The organism is Streptomyces sp. NBC_00341 (assembly GCF_041435055.1).
Lineage (GTDB): Bacteria > Actinomycetota > Actinomycetes > Streptomycetales > Streptomycetaceae > Streptomyces.
Window position 1 is genome coordinate 729608 of sequence record NZ_CP108002.1, and the last position, 25483, is coordinate 755090.

At 71.7% G+C, this 25483-nt stretch carries 11 protein-coding genes; 4 read left to right on the forward strand and 7 right to left on the reverse strand.

Annotated elements, in window-relative coordinates:
* The first annotated feature begins 269 nt into the window (after positions 1–269).
* Positions 270–3551 carry a GH92 family glycosyl hydrolase gene (locus tag OG892_RS03315; RefSeq protein ID WP_371631569.1) on the forward strand — a complete coding sequence of 1094 codons (3282 nt, stop codon included), beginning with the start codon at positions 270–272 and terminating at the stop codon, positions 3549–3551.
* Positions 3552–3619: 68 nt separating this feature from the next.
* Here OG892_RS03315 and katG read toward each other — a convergent pair whose 3' ends face one another.
* On the reverse strand, positions 3620–5848 hold the full coding sequence (gene katG / locus OG892_RS03320) for a catalase/peroxidase HPI (protein ID WP_371628406.1): 2229 nt from the start codon (positions 5846–5848) through the stop codon (positions 3620–3622).
* A gap of 412 nt (positions 5849–6260) precedes the next feature.
* On the opposite strand from katG, the gene OG892_RS03325 reads away from it, so the two are divergent.
* From OG892_RS03325 to OG892_RS03335, 3 genes are all read left to right on the forward strand, one after another.
* Positions 6261–6677 carry a Fur family transcriptional regulator gene (locus OG892_RS03325; RefSeq protein WP_073736098.1) on the forward strand — a complete coding sequence of 139 codons (417 nt, stop codon included), beginning with the start codon at positions 6261–6263 and terminating at the stop codon, positions 6675–6677.
* Between the two features lie 281 nt (positions 6678–6958).
* On the forward strand, positions 6959–7249 hold the full coding sequence (locus OG892_RS03330) for a hypothetical protein (RefSeq protein WP_328867969.1): 291 nt from the start codon (positions 6959–6961) through the stop codon (positions 7247–7249).
* 77 nt (positions 7250–7326) lie between these two features.
* Positions 7327–9516 (forward strand): hypothetical protein, encoded by a 2190-nt coding sequence (locus OG892_RS03335; RefSeq protein ID WP_371628407.1) that lies wholly within the window; start codon positions 7327–7329, stop codon positions 9514–9516.
* A 72-nt stretch (positions 9517–9588) separates the two neighbouring features.
* Here the strand turns inward: OG892_RS03335 and asnB are convergent, their stop codons facing one another.
* The 6 genes from asnB to OG892_RS03365 all read right to left on the reverse strand — a co-directional run bounded on the left by asnB (position 9589) and on the right by OG892_RS03365 (position 25467).
* Positions 9589–11430 carry an asparagine synthase (glutamine-hydrolyzing) gene (gene asnB / locus OG892_RS03340; RefSeq protein WP_371628408.1) on the reverse strand — a complete coding sequence of 614 codons (1842 nt, stop codon included), beginning with the start codon at positions 11428–11430 and terminating at the stop codon, positions 9589–9591.
* A gap of 354 nt (positions 11431–11784) precedes the next feature.
* The gene (locus OG892_RS03345; protein ID WP_371628409.1) at positions 11785–12180 is read right to left on the reverse strand and encodes a hypothetical protein; all 396 of its coding nucleotides are present in this window, start codon (positions 12178–12180) and stop codon (positions 11785–11787) included.
* Positions 12181–12343: 163 nt separating this feature from the next.
* Positions 12344–13777: a DHA2 family efflux MFS transporter permease subunit gene (locus OG892_RS03350; protein ID WP_328697749.1), complete on the reverse strand. Its 1434-nt coding sequence runs from the start codon at positions 13775–13777 to the stop codon at positions 12344–12346.
* Positions 13774–23742: an amino acid adenylation domain-containing protein gene (locus OG892_RS03355; protein WP_371628410.1), complete on the reverse strand. Its 9969-nt coding sequence runs from the start codon at positions 23740–23742 to the stop codon at positions 13774–13776. The genes OG892_RS03350 and OG892_RS03355 overlap by 4 nt, the downstream gene beginning before the upstream one ends.
* A 1-nt stretch (position 23743) precedes the next feature.
* On the reverse strand, positions 23744–24529 hold the full coding sequence (locus OG892_RS03360; RefSeq protein ID WP_328697747.1) for an ABC transporter ATP-binding protein: 786 nt from the start codon (positions 24527–24529) through the stop codon (positions 23744–23746).
* Positions 24526–25467 carry a FecCD family ABC transporter permease gene (locus tag OG892_RS03365; protein WP_371631570.1) on the reverse strand — a complete coding sequence of 314 codons (942 nt, stop codon included), beginning with the start codon at positions 25465–25467 and terminating at the stop codon, positions 24526–24528. Before OG892_RS03365 ends, OG892_RS03360 begins: the two co-directional genes overlap by 4 nt.
* Between the last annotated feature and the right edge of the window lie 16 nt (positions 25468–25483).

The window sequence follows — 25483 nt, forward strand, 5'->3', positions numbered from 1 at the left end:
CCGGACCCCCGGGGCGTGCCGCTGTTCGCAAGCGGCACGCCCTCCGTCATTCCCCACGCCTTTCCTTGACACCCCGGAGCGGCAGGAGGAGCATCCTCACGTCGTTGACAACGTTGTCGGGAGCGACGCCGTCGTGGAGTGGTCACGGCGTACCCGCTCCCGCCGCGTTGACCGTTCGTCATACACGAAGGGCAGGAACGGTGTCAGACACGCACAACCACCGGACCCACGCCGGGCTCAGAGTCATCAGTTCCGTCGCCGTCGCCGCCATGGCCGCGCTGGGACTGGCCACCACGGCCTCCCCCGCCTCTGCGGCCTCCCCCCACAGCACCGTCAAGAACCCCGTCTCGTACGTCGATCCGCTGATCGGCACGTCGAACGCGGGCAACACCTATCCGGGCGCGGTGCAGCCGTTCGGCATGCTGGCCTGGAGCCCGCAGAACTCGAAGGGCAAGCAGGTCTCGACCCCCGCTCCCGGCGGCTACCAGTACGACGCGACGAAGATCCGCGGCTTCAGCCTCACCCATCTCAACGGGGTCGGCTGCTCGGGCGCCAACGGCGACATCCCGATCATGCCGTACGTGGGTGACGTCGACTCCTCGCCCAGTGCGGACACCACCGACGCGAAGTACGCCAGCGCCTTCTCGCACGCCGACGAGACCGCCACTCCCGGCTACTACCGGGTCGGCCTGGCGAGCGGCGCGTCCGCGGCGCTCACGACGACCGCCCGGACCGGCTCCGGGAAGTTCGGCTTCCCGGCGGACAAGCCCGCGAGCATGCTCTTCAGGACCTCGAACTCGGAGAGCGGCAGCACCGGCGCCACCGTGAAGATCGACAAGGCGGCCCGGACCGTGACGGGTTCCGTCACCGCGGGCAACTTCTGCGGTCCGCAGAGCGCGAACAACCGCAAGGACCTCTACACGCTCTACTTCACCGCCCACTTCGACAAGGCGTTCGCGAAGACCGGCACCTGGACCGACGACACGGTCGAGCCCGGCTCCACCGCGGCGTCCGGCGGTACGGGGTACAGCTCGTCCGGCAACGCCGTGGAGGGCAAGGGCTCCGGCGCGTACGTCACCTTCGCCGACGGGACGACGCAGGCCGGGGCCAAGGTCGCCGTCTCCTACGTCAGCCCGCAGAACGCCGAGGCCAACCTCCGCGCGGAGAACGGCCCCCACGAGAGCTTCGACTCCGTCCGGCACCGGGCGGCCGACGTCTGGAACCGGACGCTGAAGTCGGTCGAGGTGGGCGGCGGCACCGACGCCCAGCGCTCCACCTTCTACACCGCGCTCTACCACTCCATGCTGGAGCCCACCCTCACCAGCGACGTGGACGGCCGCTACCTGGGCGCCGACCGCAAGCCGCACCGGCTCGCCAAGGGACAGAAGGCCCAGTACGGCACCTTCTCCGGCTGGGACCAGTACCGCGCACAGGTACAGCTCATGACGCTGCTCAACCCGAGGGCGGGCAGTGACTACGCGCAGTCCCTCTACAACTACGCCGGCCAGCGCGGCGGCGAGTGGGACCGCTGGCTGCTGGAGAACGGCAAGACGAGTGTGATGTCGGGCGACCCCTCGGATGCGGCACTCGCCGGGATCTACGCCTTCGGCGGCCATGACTTCGACGTCAAGGGCGCACTGAAATCGCTGGTCAAGGCCGCCACGGTGCCCACAGCGAACGACTCGGACAGCTCCGGCTGCAACGTCGAGTGCGTGGGCCAGCGCCCGGCGCTCGACAAGTACCTGGAGCTCGGGTACGTACCGGCGGACAACTGCCACTGCTGGGGCGGCGCGGCCGAGACGCTGGAGGACGCGGCGGCCGACTACGGACTCTCCGAGCTGTCCCGCCGGACCGGCCGGACCGCCGACGCGAAGAGGTTCCTGGACCGCTCGGGGAACTGGACGAACGTCTTCGACGCCAACGCCACCCCGCAGGGCGGCTACATCCGCGACCGGAAGGCCGACGGCACCTGGGCGGGCACCTTCACGCCGGGCACCGGCAGCGGTTTCGTCGAGGGGACCAGCGCGCGCTACACCTGGATGGTGTACTCGGACGTGGCGGGCCTCGCCGGCGCGATGGGCGGTGACGACCAGGCGGTGAAGCGGCTGGACGCCTTCTTCCGCACACCGGACGGGAAGTTCGACTTCTCGGCGAAGGACGACACGCGCTACGACGCGACCAACGAGCCGGACATCAACGCCCCTTACCTGTACGACTACCTGGGCGCCCCGTACAAGACGCAGGAGACGGTCCGCGCGGAGCTGGACCAGCTCTGGACCGACACCCCGGGCGGCATCCCCGGCAACGACGACGCGGGGACGATGTCGTCCTGGTACGTCTTCTCCGCGCTCGGCATGTACCCGCAGAACCCCAGCCGGGCCGATCTGACCCTGACCGCACCGCTGTTCCCGCACGCCGTGGTGCACACCGGGCGCGGAAAGACGATCACGGTCGACGCACCCGCCGCCTCCGCGGACCACACCTACATCCACGGTCTGAAGGTCAACGGCCGCACCTCCACGAAGCCGTGGGTGCCCGCCTCGCTCGTCACGCACGGCGGCAGGCTGGACTACACCCTCGGCTCCACGGCGGACACGTCCTGGGGCGCGGGGAAGGCCGACGCCCCGCCGTCCTTCCCCGGCGGCGGTCTGAAGTACTTCACCGGCGCCACTCCCGAGCAGCTGAAGATCGAGCCGGGCTCCGGCAGCGCGGAGACCACCGTCAAGGTGCGGAGCATAGAGACGGAGGCCACCACGGTCCACTGGACGGCGAAGGCGCCGGCCGGTGTCACGGTGACCCCGGCGGAGGGCGATTTCACCGTCCCGGCACGCGGTTCGGTGAGCGCCGCGCTCAAGGTGTCGGCCGCCGCGGACACGGCAGAGGGCCACTACACGGTCCCGGTGACGCTGAAGTCGTCCACGGGTGAGGAGCTCCCGAAGACCTCGGCCTCCGTGACCGTGGCCGAGAAGAACAGCATGCTGTGGAACCGCAACAGCACGGCCATCTCGACGGACGACGACAACCCGCAGGCCAACTTCGACGGTGAGGGCTGGAGCTACTCGGCCGAGGCGCTCGCCGCGGCGGGCGCGGCGCCGGGCGGAACGGTCTCGTCCGGCGGGTTCGACTTCGGCTGGCCCGAGGTGGCGGCGGGCGACCCGGACAACATCGAGGTGGCCGGCACCGAGCCGCAGGTACTGAACGTTCCCTCCGCCTCCGGTGACACGAAGCTCAGCCTGCTGGGCAGCGCGGCCGAGGGTTCGGCCTCCGGGCAGGCGACGCTGACGTACACCGACGGCACCACGCAGCAGGCGGAGATCGGCTTCAGCGACTGGACGCTGGGCGGCGGGGCGGAAAAGCCGTCGTTCGGCAACACCGTCGCGGTGCACACCGCGTACCGCGACGTCCAGGGCGGCGGCACTGACCCGGTGGGCACCGAGATCTTCGCCACCGCGCCGATCGCGCTCCAGTCGGGCAAGCAGCTCGCGAGCGTGACCCTGCCGTCGGCCACGGAGGGCGGAGTGATCCACGTCTTCGCGGTGGCCACGGCCTGACGCACTCCGACCGGAACGGGCCGTCGCGGCAAGGGAACTCCCTTGCCGCGACGGCCCGTTTGCGGTGATCAGACCAGGTCGAACCGGTCCAGGTTCATGACCTTGTCCCACGCGGCGACGAAGTCCTTCACGAACTTCTCCTTCGCGTCATCGCTCGCGTAGACCTCCGCGACCGCGCGCAGCTCCGAGTTCGAGCCGAAGACGAGGTCGGCGCGGCTGCCGGTCCACCTCACCTTGCCGGAGGCGTCGCGGCCCTCGAAGGTGGTGGCGTCCTGCGACGTCGCCTTCCACGTCGTCCCCAGGTCGAGCAGGTTGACGAAGAAGTCGTTGGTCAGCGCGCCGGGGGTCTCGGTGAGGACACCGAGCGAGGACTGCTGGTGGTTCGCGCCGAGCACCCGAAGCCCGCCGACGAGGACCGTCAGCTCGGGGGCGGTCAGGGTGAGCAGGTTCGCCCGGTCGATCAGCAGGTACTCGGCCGGCAGCCGGCTGGACTTGCCGGCGTAGTTGCGGAACCCGTCGGCGGCCGGCTCCAGCTCGACGAACGACTCCACGTCGGTCTGCTCCTGCGACGCGTCGACGCGGCCCGCCGCGAAGGGGACCTCGACATCGAAGCCGGCGTCCTTGGCCGCCTTCTCCACGGCCGCGCCACCGGCGAGCACGATGAGGTCGGCGAGCGAGACCTGCTTGCCGCCGGACTGCGCGGAGTTGAAGGACTCCTGGATCCCCTGGAGGGTGCGCAGCACCGCGGCCAGCCGGTCCGGGCCGTTGACCTCCCACCCGTTCTGCGGCTCCAGGCGGATGCGTGCGCCGTTGGCGCCGCCGCGCTTGTCGCTGCCGCGGAAGGAGGAGGCCGAGGCCCAGGCGGTGGAGACGAGCTCGGAGACCGGGAGGCCCGAGTCGAGGATCGTGGCCTTGAGGGCGGCGACGTCCGAGGCGTCGACGGTCTCGTACGTCCGCTCGGGGAGCGGGTCCTGCCACACCAGCGTCTCCGCCGGGACCTCGGGGCCGAGGTAGCGCACGATCGGGCCCATGTCGCGGTGGGTCAGCTTGAACCAGGCGCGGGCGAAGGCGTCGGCGAACTGGTCGGGGTTCTGGTGGAAGCGCCGCGAGATCTCCTCGTACGCCGGGTCGAAGCGGAGGGAGAGGTCGGTCGTCAGCATGGTCGGTGCGTGGGTCTTCGAGGCGTCGAACGCGTCGGGGACGGTGCCCGCACCGCCGCCCTCCTTCGGCCGCCACTGGTGGGCGCCCGCGGGGCTCTTGAACAGCTCCCACTCGTACCCGAACAGGATGTTGAAGAAGCTGTTGTCCCAGGCGGTCGGGGTGTCCGTCCAGATGCCCTCGAGCCCGCTGGTGATCGCGTCGGCGCCCTTGCCGGTGCCGTACGTGCTCTGCCAGCCGAGGCCCTGCTGCTCGAGCGGGGCGGCCTCGGGGTCGGGGCCGACGTTGTCCGCCGGGCCCGCGCCGTGGGTCTTTCCGAAGGTGTGGCCGCCCGCGATCAGGGCGACCGTCTCCTCGTCGTTCATCGCCATCCGGCGGAACGTCTCGCGGATGTCGCGGGCCGCGGCGATCGGGTCCGGGGTGCCGTTCGGGCCTTCGGGGTTGACGTAGATGAGGCCCATCTGGACCGCGCCGAGCGGGTTCTCCAGCTCCCGGTCGCCGGTGTAGCGCTCGTCGCCGAGCCAGGTGGTCTCGGGGCCCCAGTAGACGTCCTCGTCGGGCTCCCACACGTCCGCGCGGCCGCCGCCGAAGCCGAAGGTCTCGAAGCCCATCGACTCCAGGGCGACGTTCCCGGTGAGCACGATGAGGTCGGCCCAGGAGAGGTTCTTGCCGTACTTCTTCTTGACCGGCCACAGCAGCCTGCGGGCCTTGTCGAGGCTGGCGTTGTCCGGCCAGCTGTTGAGCGGGGCGAACCGCTGCTGGCCGGCTCCGGCGCCGCCTCGGCCGTCGCTGATCCGGTAGGTGCCGGCACTGTGCCAGGCCATCCGGATCATGAAGGGGCCGTAGTTGCCGAAGTCGGCGGGCCACCAGTCCTGCGAGGTGGTGAGTACCTCGGCGATGTCCCGCTTCACGGCCGGGAGGTCGACGCTCTTGAAGGCCTCGGCGTAGTCGAAGTCCTCCCCGAGCGGGTTCGCCACGGCGGGGTTCTTGGCGAGGATCTTCAGGTTGAGCCGCTCCGGCCACCACTGGCGGTTTCCGCCGCCCTGGGTCGGGTGCGGCGCGCGACCGTGCGCGACCGGGCAGCCGGAAACCTCCTCGGTCTTCGGGTCGGTGACGATCGCGTCGTGGTTCTCAGTCATGGAAATCCTTCCGGACGGGGCGGATCACATTGCTTTGGAACTGAGGGTGGCGGAACTCAAGGCGGTGGAACGGAGGGTGATGGAACCGAGCGTGATGGAACCGAGGGTGGCGATGGACTCGGGTGTGACGGCACCGAGCGTGGTGGCACCGACGGTGACGGGCTCGCGGGGCGGCCGCGGCGGCGCGCGCGTACCGGCGCCCCGAAGGCGATCGCCTCTCGATGGAGGCGGTCACGGTCCGGATGCCGGCGTGAGCGCACCCGTCTCCTGAAGCCACGCACTTTCCCCTGCTGTTGACCTGACCCTTGGCTGGTAGCCGGAACCGATCCTACGATGGACCTAGTCCAAGTCAATACGACAGACGGGTCTGCGCGAATCATTCGCCGGACGACGCACAGTTAGGCTGGTGGGCATGAGTGACCTGCTGGAACGACTCCGTGAACGCGGCTGGCGCATGACCGCTCAGCGCCGGGTGGTCGCAGAGGTCCTCGCGGGCGAGCACGTCCACTTCACGGCCGACGAGGTGCTCGTGCGGGCCGTGGCCCGGCTGCCGGAGATCTCCCGCGCCACCGTCTACAACACCCTCGGCGAGCTGGTGGCGCTCGGCGAGGTGGTCGAGGTGGGCACCGACGGCCGGGCCAGGCGCTACGACCCGAACGCGCACCACCCGCATCAGCACCTGGTGTGCTCCGCGTGCGGCACCATCCGGGACGTCCACCCCGACGCCGACCCGCTGGCCGGGCTGCCGGCCTCCGAACGGTTCGGCTTCACCGTCTCCGAGGTCGAGGTGACCTACCGGGGACTGTGCCCCGACTGCATCGGCGGATGACTCACACCTGCAAGCGCGCCCATAGCACACGCATTGAGGTTTCGTCAACCAATCAGCCGCGCCGTCCTGAGTCACCGAAAGGACGACCGCCGCGTTCGTTTTTCTAAGCTGCTTTCACTTTTGATCGTATTCAATCGACGAGGCGAAGATGTCGCCTCGTCGATGACCTCGATACGACAAACACCAAGCAGTTTGGCTCTTCATGCGGTCATCGCGCGCACCCTCACTCCCGACGATGGCACGGTAGGCAATCCAAGCCGCCGCTCGAAGGGTTCATCTCGATGTCCGTCCACTCGACCCCGGACCCTTCACCGGACCCCTCGCCGGAGCCTGACCGCAGTTCCGAACCGGATCTCAATGACGAACGCTCTCGCCAACTGGAGGCGATCGAAAGCGAATTGGTCAAGCTGCGGAAGCAGCGTCGCTTCGGCCGGGCAGCACGAGCGGTGAGTCTCCTCCTCGCCGCGCGAGAAGCACTCAACGGATCCGACAGTGAGGCCTGGGCCGTGGCGGCAAGGTCGGCCAGGCAGTTCGCCAAATTGTTCGACGTGTTCGATGCATTCGACAAGTAAAGAGGTGCGCGATGAGCGACCATCAGGCTGACGGCCCATTCCGGCCTCCGGTTTCCATAGAGCGTCAAAATACCTGGGTGGATGCCGCCCTGGCGACCCCGCACGTGAAGTCACCCCGTGCCGCCCTGCAGAACGCGGCCGCATTTCTCGTCGACCCGGAGCACACCCTGAGCGAACCGGACGCCCGTGGTGTCCGAACCCTCAGAGAGGGGGCCCTGCGGACCGTACGTACCGACGCGGGCGAAATGCTGGTGGTCGAAGTACAGATGCACGGAGTGGCCGGTGTCGTATGGGAGCACAATGAACGGATCAGCTCCCTCTGGCACTCAACTGCGGATCCCGCGGTCGGCGGAAGGACCAAACGCTCCCTCACCAGGGTGCACCCCTGGCCCCGCGAGAGTTCCGACGACGGCGAGCAGCCGTACGCGGCGCTGCTCAGCCATCCCCCCAACCGACAGTGGCTGGCCTCGAACACGGAAGAGGCCTCTGACGAACTGGACCGTCGGGACGGGCTGCGTTCGTACGACCTCAAGGAAGATCTGGTCCTCAACGGCCAGCAGGAACCAGGCATGTACATCCCTCAACGATTCTGTCTCGTTGAACAGCCTCAGCCGAATTCCGACGGCGTGCCGGTTCATCCCGCTGAATACGTCGGCTGGATGGCCGTTCGAGGTAATAATCGAACGAAACGACGTCAGGACATCTTTGGGCTGACGTCGGCCGAGGTTCTCACGGGTGTTCCGGCAAGCAAGCTCGGTCTGCCCGGTGACGAAGTCTTCTTCGACCCGCAGTTCTGGCTGGAGAAACTCTCCGACCGGCTCAACCAGGAGTGGGCCGAAGCCCGGCTCGCGGGTGACGACGAGGCCACGGCGATCCGTGCGACCAATGTGGCGGTGGTGACCGCTCACCTGGTCGTCGGCACACCGACCCCTGAACGCCTCTATCGCATTGTGCAGATGAGTAATCGCCGCGATCACGTACATCCCCCGCTGGAGTTCGTACCGAATGACCGGGGACGGGCCCTGGGGCGCAGCGTGCTCGGCATGTACGTGGCGCGGGGGGTTCTCGACGAAAAGGAATCACAGGTTCTGTCGGGCTTGGCGCCCGTCAGCGAACTGAGCATCGCCGCGGAGGACGCCACTGTCTCGGAGCTGCGCGATCTCCGCTCCATGATGATCCTGCGGGAACTCTTTCCTACCGATCCCCACAAGAAGCTGCTGATCCGTCGTGCGCTCAGCGAGTCGCCTCCCTCGCAGCTGAGCAGCCCCGAGATCAACCGGCGTGCCCGTGCCTGGTCCGCGCTGACGTCGGAGAGCTACCCGGCCCCGTGGAATCCCCGTATCGCGGAGGTGTTCAACGCCGGTTCCGTCCGGGCCGGGCTGCAATTCTCCGGACGCCCGCTCCGAGAACTGCTGAACGCCGCGGACAAGGACGACGACGCCTTCGAGGAGCTGGTGGCCTACCGGGCGGCCCACTGGCTGGCCGCTTTCGACATCATCGACGCCGACCGGGGCTCGCTCGCCGGCCAGAAGACGGACGACGACGACGGCGCCAAGGCCGCACGGGTCCGGCGCACGGTGAAGAACCACCTCAACGCCCTGCGGAGCAACCGGATCATGGCCGTGGCCGTGCTGCGCGAGCTGGCGAGGGCCATGGACGAGGGAGACCGCAGGCCCTTCCGGGTCAGCCGTTCCGGGGCGTTGTTGATCGAGGAGATGAGCACGGCCTGGTTCGACAGGGAGTTCCCGAAGGATTCCGGCAAGCGCCGGCCCAAGGTGCCAGCCCCCCGGCCGAGCGGCAGCGCTTCGGACGCGGCGCGGAACGACACCGGCGGCACCGAGCCGTCCACCCAGCTGTTCGCTCAGCACGCGTGGCGGGAGCAGCCTGCGGCCGGGGCCGCCCTGTCCCCCCTCCCCGTCCTGTCCCCGTCGGCCGGAGAGGGTGCCTCACCGGCCGTGGGGGTGTCGGCCGGGACCGGAGCGACGGTGTCCGGGGCAGCCGGTCCCTGGCCCGCCGCTCCCACCTTCGAGGAGCAGGTGGGAGCGGCGGCGGACCTGACCCGACAGCTGCTGGAGCTGGCGGAGCGGGTGGAGGCGTCGCTCACCGCGGTGTCGGCCGCGGCGGCGAAGGCCGGGATCGATCGGCCCCTGGCCGGGGAGGCAGGGGCCGGAGCCGCCCGGAATCTGGCACGGACGCTGCCTTCGGTCCGCACGATGCGGGACACCGTGGAGGACTTGGGCGGGCGCACCGTGCCGTACGGGTCGTAGGGGCGGGGACGGGCTCGAATCCCCCGGCGCGAACAGAAGCGTGAGCGGAAGAGGCTCTCAGGAGGGAGGCTCTCAGGAGAGCGAGATGTCCGGCTTGTAGAGGTCGAACCAGAGTGCCAGGTCCAGAGTGCGTTCCAGACCGCGCCGGGACGCCTGGGTGATCTGCGGTGCGTCGTGCCGTGCCGCGCGCGTGACCCGGTCGCGGTCGACGAGGTCGAAGACCGGATGCGAGGGCCGCGCCAGCAGGTCCTTGGCGTGTTCCTGCAGTGCGAGTGCGTACTTGGGGTCCTGGGTGGAGGGATAGGGGCTCTTGACCCGGTCGTAGACCGACTTCGGGAGTACGTCCGCCGTGGCTTCGCGGAGCAGGGACTTCTCCCTGCCGTCGAAGGACTTCAGCGACCAGGGCGTGTTGTAGACGTACTCGACGAGGCGGTGGTCGCAGAAGGGCACGCGCACTTCGAGCCCGACCGCCATGCTCGCCCTGTCCTTCCGGTCGAGCAGGACGCGCACGAAGCGGGTCAGGTGCAGGTGGCAGATCTTGCGCATCCTGAACTCGAAGTCGCTCTCGCCCTCCAGCCGCTGGATTCCCGCGACCGCCGTGTCGTAGCTGTCCTGGATGTACGACGGAATGTCGAGGGCCGCCGTCAGATCGGACCTCAGCACATCGGAGTCGTCCCCGAAGTGCTGGGCGAAGCGCACCAGCCACGGAAAGGTGTTGGCGCGCCGCGCCTCTTCGTCGAAGAACTGCAGATACCCGCCGAAGACCTCGTCGGCCGACTCCCCCGAGAGCGCGACGGTCGAGTGCTCCCGGATGGACCGGAACAGGAGGTACAGCGAGGCGTCCATGTCGCCGAAGCCCATCGGGATGTCCCGGGCCCTGATCACCTGGGCCCGTACCTCGGGGTCGGCCAGTGCGTGCGAGTCCAGCACGATGTCGCGGTGGTCGGTGCCCGAGGCCCGTGCGACGTCGTGCACGTACGGCGTGTCCGGCGTGGCGCGCAGCTCGTCGGCGACGAAGTTGTCCGCCTGCCCGACGAAGTCGACCGCGAAGCTGCGCACCGTCTCGCCGCTCTCGGCCAGTTGGCGGGCGGCGATCGCCGTCATGGCGGAGGAGTCGAGGCCGCCGGAGAGGAGGGTGCAGCGCGGCACGTCCGAGACCATCTGGCGTCGCACGATGTCGTCGAGGAGCGAGCGGACATGGGCGATGGACTCGTCCTTGCCGTCGGTGTGCGGGCGGGTCTCCAGCTGCCAGTAGACATGCCTGCGAAGTCCGTTGCGGTCGACGGTGACGACGGTGCCGGGCTCGACCTCGTGCATCCCCTCCCACACGGCGTGGCCGGGTGTCTTGACGAACGCGAAGAGCTCGCGCAGCCCGTCGAGACCGACGCGGGCGCGGGCCAGCGGATTGGCCAGGATCGCCTTGGGTTCGGAGCCGAACAGGACGCCGTCCGCGGTCTCGTAGTAGTAGAAGGGCTTGATGCCCATCCGGTCTCGGATCATGACGAGCTTGTCGTGGCGGCCGTCCCACACGGCGAACGCGTACATGCCGTTGAGGCGTTCGGCGACCGCCTCGCCCCACTCCAGATACCCGCGCAGCACGACCTCGGTATCGGAGTTCGTGGTGAACCGGTGTCCTCGGCCCGCCAGTTCGCGGCGCAACTCGGTGAAGTTGTACGTCTCCCCCGAGTAGACGAGGGCGACGGTGCCCCGCGGAGTGTCGGCCGTCATCGGCTGGCGCCCGCCGGGCAGGTCGATGATGGCCAGCCGGCGATGCCCGAGGGCGGCCGGACCGTTGATCCAGCTGCCGCGGTCGTCGGGGCCGCGGCAGGACATCGTCTCCGTCATCGCGTCCAGGGTCGCGGACTCACTGTGCAGGTCGCGTTCGAAGGAGACCCAGCCGGTGATGCCACACATGCGCTACCTCCTGCGTGCTGTCGTCGACCGGGGCCCGGGAACCACAGCTGAACAGCGGATTCGAGGCCTGCGCCACTCCCGGCCGAACTAGATGTACTGCGCAGTTACGTAACGAGAATGCGTCTCGCCATTGCATACGGTCAACGTGGCCGTAACACGGCCGGGCCCGCCACCCGCACGCTTTCGGCCGTCTGCCGTACGGCCCGGCATGGCGCCGTCCGGGACAGGCCGCACCGCAGCGGCCCGGACCGGCAGCGTGGGCGAGGCGGAGCAGCACATTCCGGCCATGGGCAAAGACTTACCCATGGTCGCGAAGCATTCCCGCCGGGCCGGACGGCTCAGCCGGGCATCCACTTAGTCCCGCCAGTAGAACAACAGGGTGTCGACGCTGACGGGTTCACGCTCACCGAAGCAGTGATCCGGACGCACGGGCGGATCGGTACGCAGCGCCTCGACGCGCCGGCGGGGATCGCCCTGCCGTTCGCAGCGGTTCGCGTACTCGTGCACGATCGCACCGCGGAGTTCCTCGTCCAGTCCGTCCACCTCGACCCGGGGGCGCCCCAGGGCCTCGTACGCGGCCCGGGTCTCCTCCGCGTCGCCGGTGATGCGGTGCAAGGCGTGCGCGGCCCCGAGCGCGGCATCCGTCGTCGGCGCTTCGCCCAAGTAGCCCCGGAGCCGCACCGGATCGGACAGAAGCGACTGGGCCAGGTACGCGACGCCGTGATCGGGGTCCGCCAGCGCGTCGGTCACGTCCACTCCCGCACGATGCCGCATCCGGACGTGAAAGGCTCGGTCCTCGGGCCGCGCGACACCGGTGCGGCCACGGAGAGGCCGCGGAGAGGCCGCGAGCGTCACCAGACCGGGTGCGGCCGACCGGTCGCCGAACAGGCCAAGCGCTTCGCATGTGCGGACGCTACTGGCGGCTGCCGGGACGGGGCTGCGGGCGGGATTCACTCCTGACCCCGGTCCTCGGCAGTCTCGTCGCGCCCGCCGCTGCGCACAGGCAGAGGCCGAGGACCCACCAGAAGGTGTCGCCGAACGCGGCGGGGATGTCGGGGGCGCGGGCCGACAGCCGGTTCTGCAGGACCACCGCGAGGGCGGCGGTGCCGATCGAGCCGCCGACCGTGTTGAGCAGGTTGAGCGCGCCGGAGGCACGGGGCAGGTGTTCGGGCTCGATGCGGCTGTAGACGATGTTCATCACGGGTGCGCCGACCATGGCCATGCCGAAGCCGCGGACCGCCAGGGCCGAGGCGATCACGGTGTCCGGGAGGCCGTGGTGGAGCTGGGTGAAGGGGGCGGTGCCGGCGAGGATCAGCACGATGCCGGTGATCACCAGGGTCCTCGGCGCGGCTTTGCCGATCTCTCTGGTGACCAGCACGGAGCCGGCCGCCGCGCCGAGCCCCTGGGGGGCGAGGAGCAGACCCGCCTCCCAGGCCGACATACCGCGGCCGGTCTGGAAGTAGAGCGGCAGCAGGAACATCGTGCCGAACACCGAAGCGCCCAGGACGAGCAGGGAGAGGGCGGCGGCGCCGAAGGGGGGCCGGGTGAACAGGCGGGGGTCGACCAGTGGGGCGCCGCGGGTCCGCAGGCCGTGCACGGTGAAGCCGGCCAGCATCGCCAGGCCCGCGGCGACGCCGGCGGTGGCCGGGGCGGTGCGGCCGTGGGCGACCTCGGTCAGGCCGAACACCAGCACGGCCAGACCGGGCGAGAGCAGCAGGGCGCCTCGCAGGTCGAACGGCGTCCGCCGGTTCGCCGGGGGTACCGCCGGCACATAGCGGCGGGCCAGCAGGGCGGCGGCCAGGCCGATCGGCAGGTTGACCAGGAACAGCCACGGCCAGGGCGCCACCGAGAGGATGGAGCCGCCGGCCAGCGGGCCGAAGACCGGTGACAGCAGCGGGACGACCGCGACGACGCTGATCACCCGTCCGGTGCGGCCGGGCCCCGCGACGCGGGCCAGCAGCGCCTGCCCGGTCGCGGGCAGCAGGCCGCCGCCGAGGCCCTGGATCACCCGGAACACGATCAGACTGGTCACCGACCAGGCCGACGCGCAGAGCACAGAGCCGAGCAGGAAGACGCCCACGGCGGCGAGCCATGTCCGCCGGCCGCCGTACCGGTCGGCCAGCCAGCCGGAAGCGGGCACGGCGGCGACCACGGCCAGCAGGTAGCCGGTGGTGACCCACTGGATCTCGGCGACCGACACGTCGAACTCGTCGGTGAGGCGGTCGATTCCGACGCTGACGATCGTGGCGTCCAGCGTGGCCATGAAGGTGCCGAGCACCAGGATGAACGCGATCCGCAGCAGTTCCCGGTCGACCCGCTCCTGCGGCGGTGCGGCGTTCGCGCTCATCGGGGCTCCAGGAGGCCGAGGACGTCGTCGTCGAGGTGCTCGTCCAGGTCGCGGAGCAGGTCGAGCAGTTCCTCCGCGAGTCCGGGGGCGGCGATCCGGTGGGCGAGCACGCCGGTCCAGCCGTCGCCGTCCGGCATGACGGTCAGGGTCACCGGGTGATGGGTGGCCTCGCGGAAGCGGGTTCCGACGACGGTGAGCCCGGGGGCGGGTTCGCGGAGGCGGTCCGGGTCTACGGGGTAGTTCTCGAACACCACCATGCTGTCGAACAGCCTGCGCCGTCCGGTCAGCCGTTCCAGCTCCGACAGGGGCACGTGGTGGTGCTCGATCAGCGCCCGCTGCCGGGACTGCAGTCGAGCGAGCGTCTCCGCGAGGGTCCCGTCGAGCCGGGCCCGTACCGGCACCGTGTTGGCCAGCAGTCCGATGATCTCCTCGATGCCCTCCAGTTCCGGCGGGCGGCAGGACACCATGGCGCCGAAGCAGACGTCCTGGCGGCCGGACCGGCGGGCGAGCAGCAGCGCCCACGCGCCCTGCACCAGCGTGTTCGGGGTGAGTCCGCGCCGGGCCGCGAGGCGGGTGAGGCGGGCCACCAGATCCGCGTCGAACTCGATGACCTCGGGTTCCTGCCAGGCCGGGCCGGGCCGGCCGCCGCCCAGGTAGTCGCCCTCGGGCAGGCCGTCCAGTTCGCCCGCCCAGGCCGTGAGGTCGGGCTCGTGCTCGGCGCTCCAGCGCAGGTAGCCGGCGAACGGGACGGGGGCGGGCAGATCCGGGGCCCCGCCGCGCACCCGCGCCGTGTACAGGGCGAACAGCTCGGTGAGGATACGCGGGGCCGACCAGCCGTCGGAGAGTACGTGATGGCTGGTCAGGACCAGCTCCGCGCGTTCGGGGCCGCGCCGGATCACGGTCAGCCGCAGGAGCGGGCCGTGGGCGAGGTCGAACGGCTCGGCCAGGTCGGCCGCCAGCACCTCGTCGACGGGCCCGTCCGCCACCCGGAAGTCCGGCCGGGGCGATCGCGGGATCACCGCCAGATCGGCGGGGAACACGGCGGCCAGGTTCGGGTGGCGGCCCAGCAGGTCGGTGCCCGCGGCGCGCAGGGCGTCGACGTCGAGCGGGCCGGCGAGCGAGAACGCCGACTGCACGGTGTACGGGTCGGGGCGCTCGGTGCGCGAGTGCCGCAGCATCACCTCCTGCAGCGGAGTCAGCGGCTGCACGTCGGCGGCCGGGCGGTCGTGGTCGAGTGCGCTGAGCTCGGGGGCGGCGGCGATGCGCAGGAGCGCGTCCCGGATGTGCTCGGCCAGTGCTTCGGTCTCGGCGGGGGTGAACAGCGCGGACGGCCAGGTGATCCGGATCCCCAGCGCGTCGTCGCGTACCAGGGCGTTGACCATCAGGCTGTACGGCAGGGGCATCGCGTCGGAGCCGTTCGAGCCGAGCGGGTCGGCGTCCGGGGGCGACTGCCACGGCGTCTCGCTGTCCGGGGCTCCCGGGTAGCGGCCGAGGTAGTTCCAGGCGATCTCCGGTGCCACGGGGTCCAGCAGGCCCGCGGCGGTGAGGATGCCGTGTCCGAGGCCGTCGCCCTGGGCGCGCAGCCGCTCCCTGACCGCCTTCACGTCGTCGCCGGCTTCGAGCCTGACGGGGTGGACGGCGGTGAACCAGCCGACGGTCTGGGAGAGGTCGACGTGCCGGGGGCGGCCGTGGCTCTCCAGCGCGACCAGTACCTCCGGTGTGCCGCGCCAGTCCCGTACTGCCTGCGCGAGTGCCGTCAGCAGGACAGCGTCCGGCGTGGTGCGGTATGCGGCCGGCAGGGTGGTGATCAGGGCGCGGGTCGGTTCGGGGTCGAGCCGGATCTCGTGGTGCTCGGCGGTGGCGACGGTGTCGCGGGCCGGGTCGAGGGGGCGGGTGAGCGCCGGGGTGGCGGTCATCCGCCGCCAGTGCGGGAGTTCGGAGCTCCGGTCGGCGTCGCGCAGTGAGCGCGCCCAGCCGAGGAAGGACTGGCCGTGCCGGGTCAGTGTTCCGCCGGAGTGGGCGTGCTCCAGGTCGTCCAGCAGGACGCGCCAGGACACCCCGTCGACGATCAGGTGGTGGGCGATCAGGAGGAGCCGGCCCGGCCGGTCCGCTCCGGCGTCCACCCACACCGCGCGCAGCAGCGGTCCGGTGCGCGGGTCCATCGACGCGCGGGCCGCGGCGATCGCGGCGTCGGCCGGGGCCCGCAGGTCCCCGGTTGCCGTTGTGCGGGTGAGTACGTCGGCTGCGGTCACCGCACCGGCCGGCGGGATGTGCAGGGTGTCACCGGCCAGGCGGGCCCGCAGTACGTCGTGGCGGGCCAGGAGCGCGTCGAGCACGGACCGCCAGCCCGTCTCGTCGCCGCCCGGCGGGACACAGACCTCCACCCACTGGCAGAACCCGTCCGCGGCCGCTCCCGCCCGGCGCAGCAGGTCGCGCATGAGCGGGGTCAGCGGGGCGTCTCCGGTCGTCGGGGCCTGTCCGGCGTCGAGGGCGGCGGCCCGTTCCGCGATCCCGGCGACCGTCTCCCCCTCGAACACGTCCTTGGCGGTCAGGCCGAGTCCCTGGCGACGGGCGCGCGAGACCACTTGAAGCGAGACGATGCTGTCCCCGCCGATGGCGAAGAAGCTGTCGTCGGGGCCGATGTCATCGGTGCCGAGGACGTCGCGGAACACGCCGAGCAGGACGGCTTCGGCCCGGTTCGCGGGTTCGCGGCGGGCCGCCGCCCCGGTCTCGGGGGCCGGCAGCGCGGCGGAGTCGAGCTTGCCGCTGGGGCTCAGCGGCAGCCGGTCGATCGGCACGAGCGCCGTCGGCACCATGTGGTCGGGCAGCCCCTCGGCCAGGTACGCGCGGACCTGTGCGGTGTCGAGGACGGCGCCGTCGACGGGGATGACGTAGCCGATGAGCCTGCCCTCGCGGACGATGACGGCGCAGGCGCGTACGTCGGGGTGGCCGGTCAGGGTCGACTCGATCTCGCCCAGTTCGACGCGGAAGCCGCGGATCTTGATCTGGTGGTCGGCGCGGCCGAGGAACACCAGTTGTCCGTCCGGCCGCCACCGCACCAGGTCTCCGGTGCGGTACATCCGTTCGCCGGGCGGGCCGAACGGGTCGGCCACGAACGCGGCGGCGGTCAGCCCCGGGCGGCCCAGGTAGCCGCGGGCCAGGCTCGGCCCGGCGAGGTACAGCTCGCCCGTCACGCCGGTGCCGGCCGGCTGGAGCCCGCCGTCCAGGACGTAGGCGCGGACGTTGGGGTCGGGGCGGCCGATCGGCAGCGGTCCGGTGTCGTCCGGGTCGTACTGCCAGGTGACGGAGTTGATGGTGACCTCGGTCGGGCCGTAGGCGTTGAACAGCGCCCGGCGGCCCTCGCCCCAGCGTCGCGCCAGCTCGGGGTCGAGGCGCTCGGCACCGACCACGAAGAACACGTCGGGGCCGACGGTGCGGTCGTCGGGCATCGCGGCCAGGAACGACGGCAGCAGGTTCACCCCGGTGACCCGGTGCTCGGTGATGTAGTCGAGCAGTTCGTCGCCGGGGACGCGCACCTCCTCCGGCGCGATCACGGAGGTGCCGCCGGAGAGCAGCGGCACCATGGTCTGCCAGAACGCGACGTCGAAACCGGTCGAGGCGAAGTGCAGGTACCGGTCGTGCTCGGTGACGCCGACGACCTCCTCCTGGAGGGCGATCAGGTCGGGAACGCCTCGGTGGGTCACGCCGACGCCCTTGGGGCGCCCGGTGGTTCCGGAGGTGTAGATGACGTAGGCGAGCGCGTCCTCTGTGAGCCTGGCGCGTGCCCCGGCCGGGTCGGTGTCGGGGGCGGACGCGAGGGTGGCCGGTTCGTCGAGCCGCAGGATGGGGATGTCGCGGTCGACGGGCAGTTCGGCGCCGGTCGTCACGGCGGCGGCCGGGTCGATGTCGTCGAACATGTAGGCCAGCCGCTCGCGCGGATAGCTTGTGTCCATCGGTACGTACACCGCACCTGCCTTGGCGACGCCGAAGAGCGCCACGGTCATCTCGATGTCGCGTCCGAGCAGTACCGCGACCGGGTCCTGGGGCCGTACCCCGTGTGCGATCAGCGCCTGGGCCAGGCGGTTGGCCCGCCGGTCCAGTTCGTCGTAGCTGAGGCTGCGGTCGCGGCAGACCAGGGCCTCTGCGCCCGGCTTGCGGCGGACCCAGGCGGCGAATTCGTCCAGCCAGTGCCCGCGCGCCTTGGCGGGTACGGCGTCGGTGCCGGTACGCAGCATCAGGGCTCGCTCCTCCGCGTCGAGTGCGGGGAGGCGGAGCGCGGGCCGGGCCGGGTCGTCGACGATCTCCCGCAGGAGGTTGCGCAGCCAGCGGCCGTAGTCGCGCACGGTCTGCGCGCTGAAGGCGCGCGGCTGGTAGCCGAGGCCGATGGTGATCTCGTCGTCCGGGATGACGATGACGGTGAGCGCGTAGTGCGTGGCGTCGGTGATGTCCACCCCGGCCAGGTCCAGTCCGGGGGTGAGCGGGGTGCGCTTCCGGCTGGAGAGCGGGAAGTTCTCCATGACCAGCATCGTGTCGAAGAGTTCGCCGACGCCGACGGCCCGCTGGATCTCGGGCAGGCCGGTGTGGTGGTGTTCGGCCAGTACGACGCTCTCGGCGTGCACCTGTGCCATCAGGCCGGCCGCGGTCTGGTCCTGGGTGTGCCGGACGCGTACCGGGATGGTGGTTCCGAGCTGGCCGATCATCGATTCGACGCCGTCGACCTCGGCGGGCCGCCCGGAGACCGGGCAGCCGAACACGACGTCGCGCCGGCCGGTGAGCCGGCCCAGCAGCAGGCCCCACGCCGTCTGGAGCACGGTGGTCAGGGTGACGCCCTGCTCGCGGGCGAACGCGCGCAGCCGGTCGCTGAACTCGTGGCCCAGTGCGATGGTCTCGCGGCCGGGCCGCTCGACGCCGGTCCCGGCGCTCGCGGGTGCCAGCCGTGTGGCGTCGTCCACGCCGTCCAGCGCGTTGCGCCAGGCGGCGAGTGACGCCTCCCGGTCCCGGCCGGCCAGCCAGCGGAAGTACTCCGACAGGGGCGGGGCTGCCGGTGTGGCGGGGCCGCCGCTCAGTTCGGCGTAGAGGGCGAGCAGGGTGCGGCCGACCAGCGGCATCGACCAGCCGTCCAGCAGGGCGTGGTGGTTGGTGATGACCAGCTTGTGTTCCGCGGGCCCGACGCGGGACAGCAGGAAGCGGATCAGCGGCGGCCGGGCCGGGTCGAAGGGGCGTTCCAGATCGGCGCGGGCCGCTTCGGGGAACCGGTCGTCCTGGCGCCATTCCAGGGCGACTTCGGCGGGGATGACCTGGACGACGTCGTCCCCGGCGGTGCCCAGGTACACCCGCAGGGCGGGGTTGCGGCGCAGCAGCTCGCGGGCGGCCTCTGCCATCCGGTCCGGCTCCAGCTCGCCGGCCAGGGTGGTCACGGCCTGGACGACGTAGACGTCGGTGTCCTGCTCTTCGCGGACCAGGGTGTGGAAGGAGAGCCCGACCTGGAGCGGGGTGGCGGGCAGGACGTCGGTGATCGGGCCGGAGCGTTCGAGGGCGTCGATGGCGGGCTGGTCGAGGCCGACCAGCGGGAGGTCGGACGGCGTGAGCCCGCCCCCGGAGTGGAGCGCGTGCGCGGCCAGCGCGTCCAGGGCGGCGGCCCAGGCCTGCTGGAGGGCCGTCACGGCCTCGGCGCCGAGCACTCCGGTGGCGGCGGTCCACTCGACGGCGAGCCGGGGCGCGCCCTCCTCGTGGACGAAGCAGTTGAGGGCCAGGATCTGCTCCAGGGCCTTGGCTCCTGGCTCGATCACCGAGAAGGCGTCGCGTTCCGGCAGGCGCCAGCCGGTCGCGGACAACGGGGCGAACCGGCCGAGGTAGTTCAGCAGCACGTCCGGCGGCGGGGTGGCGGCCAGCTCGGGGCCGGTCTCCGGGTCGAGGTGGCGCAGGACGCCGTATCCGACCCCGCCGTCGGGGACGCCGCGCCGGGCCTCCTTGGCGGCGCGCAGCACCTGGCCCACGTCGTCGGACGCGGGTACACGTACCGGGTACTCGCTGGTGAACCAGCCGATGGTGCGGGCCAGGTCGAGGTGTTCGCGGCCGTGGCCCTCCATCGAGACGGTCAGCGCGTCGCCGGGCAGGCCCCAGCCGCGCAGGGCGAGGACGAGTGCGGCGAGCAGCACCTCGTCGACACCGGCTCGGTACGCGGCGGGCAGCGTGGTCAGGAGCGCCTCCGTGGCCTCGGCGGAGGCCACGGTGACGGACCGGTGGGCGGTGGAGACGGTGTCCCGCGTCTGGTCCAGTGGCCGGGCGCCGAGCCGGGGGGCGGCGGCGAGCGCGGTCCGCCAGTGGTCGAGTTCGCCGCGCCGCGCGCCGGATTCCCCCTGTCCGGCGAGGAGCAGCGCGTGCTGTCGCCAGGACGTTCCGACCGGTTCGAGCGTGCCGCCGTTGCAGGCGGTGTGCAGGTCGGGGAGCAGGACGCGCCAGGACACGCCGTCCATGGCGAGGTGGTGCACGACGACGACCAGCCGGTCCGGTGTGTCCTGTCCGGTACGGAGCAGGGCGGCCCGCAGCAGGTCGCCGGAGCTCGGGTCGAGTTCGGCCGCCAGCCGCTCCGCGAGGGCGGTCACGTCCTGGCCGCGGATCTCGTCGACGACGGGCCGTACCGTGCCGCGCGGCAGGGCCTCCAGCCCGTCGGCCACCCGCAGCCGCAGTGCGTCGTGGTGGTCGAGCACGGCCTGTACGCCGTTGACCAGGTCGTGGTGGGCGAGTTCATCCACGCGCAGCGCGGTCCACTGGGCGTATCCCGCGACGACCCCGGTGTCCGGATGCGGGTCGAGGAGGCCGCGTACGATCGGCGGCGCGGGTACCGGTCCGACCGGCTCGTCCGCCGGCTCGGGCGTCTGTGTCAGCGGTTCGGCGGAGGCTGCCAGCGCGGCGAAGGTGCGGCGGGCCAGCAGGTCCCGGGGGCGCAGGGCGAGGCCCGCCGCCCGCAGCCGGCTGCTGACGGTGATCGCGGTGATGCTGTCGCCGCCGAGGGCGAAGAAGTCGTCGTCGACGCCGACCCGTTCGACGTCCAGCACCTCGGCCAGGATGGCGCACAGCAGCCGCTCCCGCTCGGTGCGGGGCTCCCGGCCGGCGCCGCCGGGGAGCACGGGCGCGGGCAGGGCGGCGCGGTCGAGCTTGCCGTTGGGGGTGACCGGCAGCCGGTCCAGCACCACGACCGTCGCGGGCACCATGTGCTCGGGGAGCCGTTCGGCCAGGTGGGCACGGGCCGCGTCGCCGGTGAGCGAGGTGGACACGAGGTAGCCGACCAGCCGGGACGACCGTACGCCGGCGGCAGCCGCGGTGACTCCGGGCAGTGCGGCGAGCGCCGCCTCGACCTCGCCGGTCTCCACCCGGTGGCCGCGGATCTTGACCTGTCCGTCGCCCCGGCCCCGGTACTCCAGGCCCTGGCCGGGCAGCCACCTGGCCAGGTCTCCGGTGCGGTACATGCGGTCGCCCGGTGCGCCGAACGGGTCGGCCACGAAGCGCTCTGCGGTCGCCCCCGGCATGCCGAGGTAGCCGCGGGCGAGGTGCGGTCCGGCCAGGTAGAGCTCGCCGGCCGTGCCGTGCGGGACCGGTTGCAGCGCGCTGTCCAGGACGTAGGTCCGGGTGCCGGCGAGGGGGTGGCCGATGGTCGGCCCCTCGCCCTCGATCCGTGCGGTGGTGCTGTCCACGGTGGCCTCGGTCGGCCCGTAGATGTTGCGTGCGGTGACGCCCGATTCGGTGACCCGTCGCCACAGCGCGGGCGGGGTGGCCTCGCCGCCGAGGACCAGGAGCGTCGGGCGCTGGTCCAGCAGCCCGCCCTCGATCAGCGGTGCGGCCATCGACGGGGTGGTGTCCACGATGTCGATGCCGTCGCGGGCGTACGCGGCGAGCAGGGCGTCGGCGTCGCGGGCGGTCTCGGTGTCGTAGACGTGCAGTTCGTGCCCGCACAGCAGCCACACCAGATGGTCGAACGCGGAGTCGAAGGCGAAGGAGTAGGTGTGTGCGACGCGCAGTTGCCTGCCGGCCGCCTGCTCGGCCTCGGCCACGACGGTGGCCCGCTGGTGGTGCAGCAGCGAGGCCAGCCCGCCGGCCCGGCCGAGGACGCCCTTGGGGCGTCCGGTCGATCCGGAGGTGTGGATGACGTAGGCGAGGTGCTCGGGGTGCCTGGGCGCGGCGAGTTCACCGGCTGTCAGGGACGCGCCGGACAGCCGGGCCGCCTCGTCGAGCAGGGTCTCCCACGGCAGCCCTTCGGTCGCGCCGGCGGTCAGTACCAGCGCGGGGCGGGTGTCCTCGATCAGTTCACGCAGCCGCTCCTGCGGGTGTGCGGCGTCCAGGGGCAGGAACGCGGCGCCGGCGTCCAGCACGGCCAGCAGCGCGACCACCGAGTCCGCGGAGCGGGGCAGCGCCAGCGCCACGACGTCGTCGGGGCCGATCCCCCGGGCCCGCAGCGCGCGGGCCAGCCGGTGCACCCGGTCCGCCAGGTCCGCTGCGGTCAGCCGGTCTTCGCCGCAGACCAGGGCGGTACGACCGGGGCCGGCGGCGGCCATCGCGGCGAACGCGGCCGGTATGTCCAGCGGTGTGCCGGGCAGGGCGGGCGGGCACCACTGGGCCGGCGGTTCCGCGTCGCCGGTCAGGGCGATCCGGCCGACGGGCAGTCCGTCGGTCAGCCCCGACAGCAGGGCCAGAAGCCCGGACAGCAGGGCGTCGACCGCGGACTGGTCCTTGGACCGGGCGTCGACCTCGAAGCCGAGCAGCAGCCCGCCGTCCCGGGTCGGCAGGACGCTGAGGCCCATGTCCTCCGGCGGCCCTCCCGCGACGTTGCGCATCACACCGCCGGCCCCGGCGAAGTCGATCGCCAGGTCGAACGCCTTGAGGTTGATCCCGCTTCCGTGCAGCAGGGCCCCCGCGCCGGGTGCTCCGAGGTCCCTGGGCAGGTCCTCGCCCCGGTAGCGCTGGTGCTCCCGCATCTCGCGCATGGCGGAGGCGACCCGCCGGCTCAGCTCCCCCAGTCCGTCTCCGCCGCGCACGGTGACCCGCAGCGGCAGCACGTTGACGGCCATGGCGGGGGTACGCAGCTCGGCCGAGCCCGCCCGGCACATCAGCGGCAGCGCGAACACCAGGTCGGTGCGGCCGAGCATGCGGTGCAGGAACGCGGCGTAGCAGGCGATCAGTGCCTCTCCCCAGGCGACGCCCTCCCGGCCGGCGAAGGCGCGCAGCCCGGCCGTCTCCTCGGGGGTGACGACGGCGCGGGCGGTCAGGGTGTGGTCGGGCGAACCGCCGGTGGTGTCGGGCCCGGTCGCGTCGTCGAGTTCGGGCAGTGGTGTGAACCGCTCGACCCAGTACGCGCGGTCCTCGGTGAACCGGTCGCTCTCCCGGTAGGCCCGGTCGGCGGCGACGAGGTCCGCGAAGCCGCCGAAGGTGGAGACGGGCGGCTCCGTCCCGCGCACCAGGGCGGTGTAGCGGGCGGCGGTGCGCCGGGCGAGCATCGCGGCCGTGTAGCCGTCGAAGACCAGGTGGTGGCCGAGCTGGGTGTACCAGACCTCGCGGTCGGACAGCCTGATGACGGTACGTGCGTACAGCACCCGGTCCGTCATCCCCCGGCATGCCTCACCCGTCCGGGCCCGCTCGGCGTCGACGAGGGCCTGGGCCGCGGCGGCGGGGTCGGCCGCGCCACTGACGTCGACCACCTCCGGCAGCCCGACCGGTTCCCCGCTCACCGTCTGGCGTGGCCCGTCCGGGGTGTCGTACACCCGCAGCCGCAGGGTCTCGGCCTCCTCGGTGGTCGCCCGGACCGCCTCGGCCAGCGCGTCCGCGTCGACCGGTTCCGTGCCGGAAATCTCCACCACGTCGCCGACCACGTAGTACGGCGATTCGGGCTCCAGGCGCTGCGCGTTCCAGATTCCCAACTGGGCGCCGGTCAGGGCGAGAAGGCTGTCCGAGGGCGCGCTTGCGGTGCTCAACTTACTCTCCTTGAAGTGTGGGTACGACCATCGGCGTGCCGGTCACCGGGTCGGGGACGATGACGCTCGGCAGGTCGAACACGTCCTTTATCAGCGCGGCGTCCACGATGTCCCCGGGGACGCCCTCCGCGACCACCCGGCCGTCCTTCATGGCGATCAGGTGGTCCGCGAAGCGGCAGGCCTGGTTGATGTCGTGCAGGACGGCGACCACCGTGCGGCCCTCGTTGCGCAGCCTGGCCAGCAGCCCGAGCAGCTGGTACTGGTGGGTGATGTCGAGGAAGGATGTCGGTTCGTCGAGCAGCAGGTAGGACGTCTGCTGGGCGAGCACCATCGCCATCCAGACCCGTTGGCGCTGTCCGCCGGACAGCTCCTGCACCGGCCGGCCGTGCAGGTCCTCGACACCGGCGGCGGCCATGGCCTCCGTCACGGCCTCCTCGTCCTGCGCGGACCACAGCGCCAGCATCGACTGGTGCGGGAACCTGCCCCGGCCCACGAGCTGGCGGACCTTGATGTCGTCGGGCGCCAGGGGGTCCTGCGGCAGGAAGCCGAGCTGTCTGGCCAGTGCCTTGGTCGCGTAGCCGCCGAGGTCGCGGCCGTCGAGTTCCACCTGGCCCGAGTCGGGCCGCAGCAGTCGCACCAGTGCACTCAACAGGGTTGATTTCCCGCAGGCGTTGGGGCCCACGACGGCGGTGAACGCACCGTCGGGGATGTCGAGGCTCAGCCGTGTGGACACGACGCGGTCTCCGTAGCGCAGGGTGATCTCCCGCGCCGTCAGGCGTGCGGTCACGCGCGCCTCACCTCCTTGGTCAGCAGCCAGATCAGATAGCAGCCGCCGATCGCGGTGCTCACCACGCCGACGGGCAGCGCGACGGGCGCCAGCAGCATCTGGGCGATCAGGTCGGCGCCCTGGAGCAGCACCGCCCCGGTCAGTGCGGCCGGGAGCAGCGGCACTCCGGCGGCGCCCGCGAGCCTGCGGCCGATCTGCGGGGCGGCCAGGGCGATGAACGCGATCGGCCCGGCCACGGCGGTCACCGTGGCCGTGCAGCCGACGCCGACCAGCACCATCAGCAACCGCAGCCGGCCGAGACCGACCCCGGTGGTCACGGCGATCGCGTCACCGAGCGAGGCCTGGTGCATGGCGTGCGACCGTGCGGTCATCAGGGCCAGCAGCACCGCGATCACCGTGAACGGAATCCCCAGGTCGGACCAGCCCACACCGTTGAGCGAGCCGGCGCTCCAGCCGACGGCGGCGATCGCCACCTCGAGTTCGGCGCGCAGCACGATCCACGAGTTGATCGCGGTCACCATCGCGTTGAAGGCGATTCCGATGACCACCAGCCGCAGCCCGGAGAAGCCGCTGCGCAGCGAGAGCAGGTAGATGGCAGCCGCGACGAGCAGCCCGCCGAGCACCGAGCCGGTGGCCAGTTGCGCGGACGTGCCGGACAGTACGGTCATGGCGACCAGGGCGCCGGTGTAGGCGCCGGCGTCGAGGCCGATGACGTCAGGGCTGCCCATCGGGTTGCGGGTGAGGTTCTGGAAGATCGCCCCCGCGACCCCGAGGGCGGCGCCGAACACCAGCCCGGCCAGCACCCGTGGCAGCCGCCAGTCCCGGATCACCACGGAATGGTCCGCTCCGCTCAGTACGGCGAACACCCTGCCGGGGGAGGACCATGACGCCCCGTAGCAGAGTCCGAGCAGGCCCAGGGCGAGCATCAGGGCCACCATCACGGCGACGAGCAGC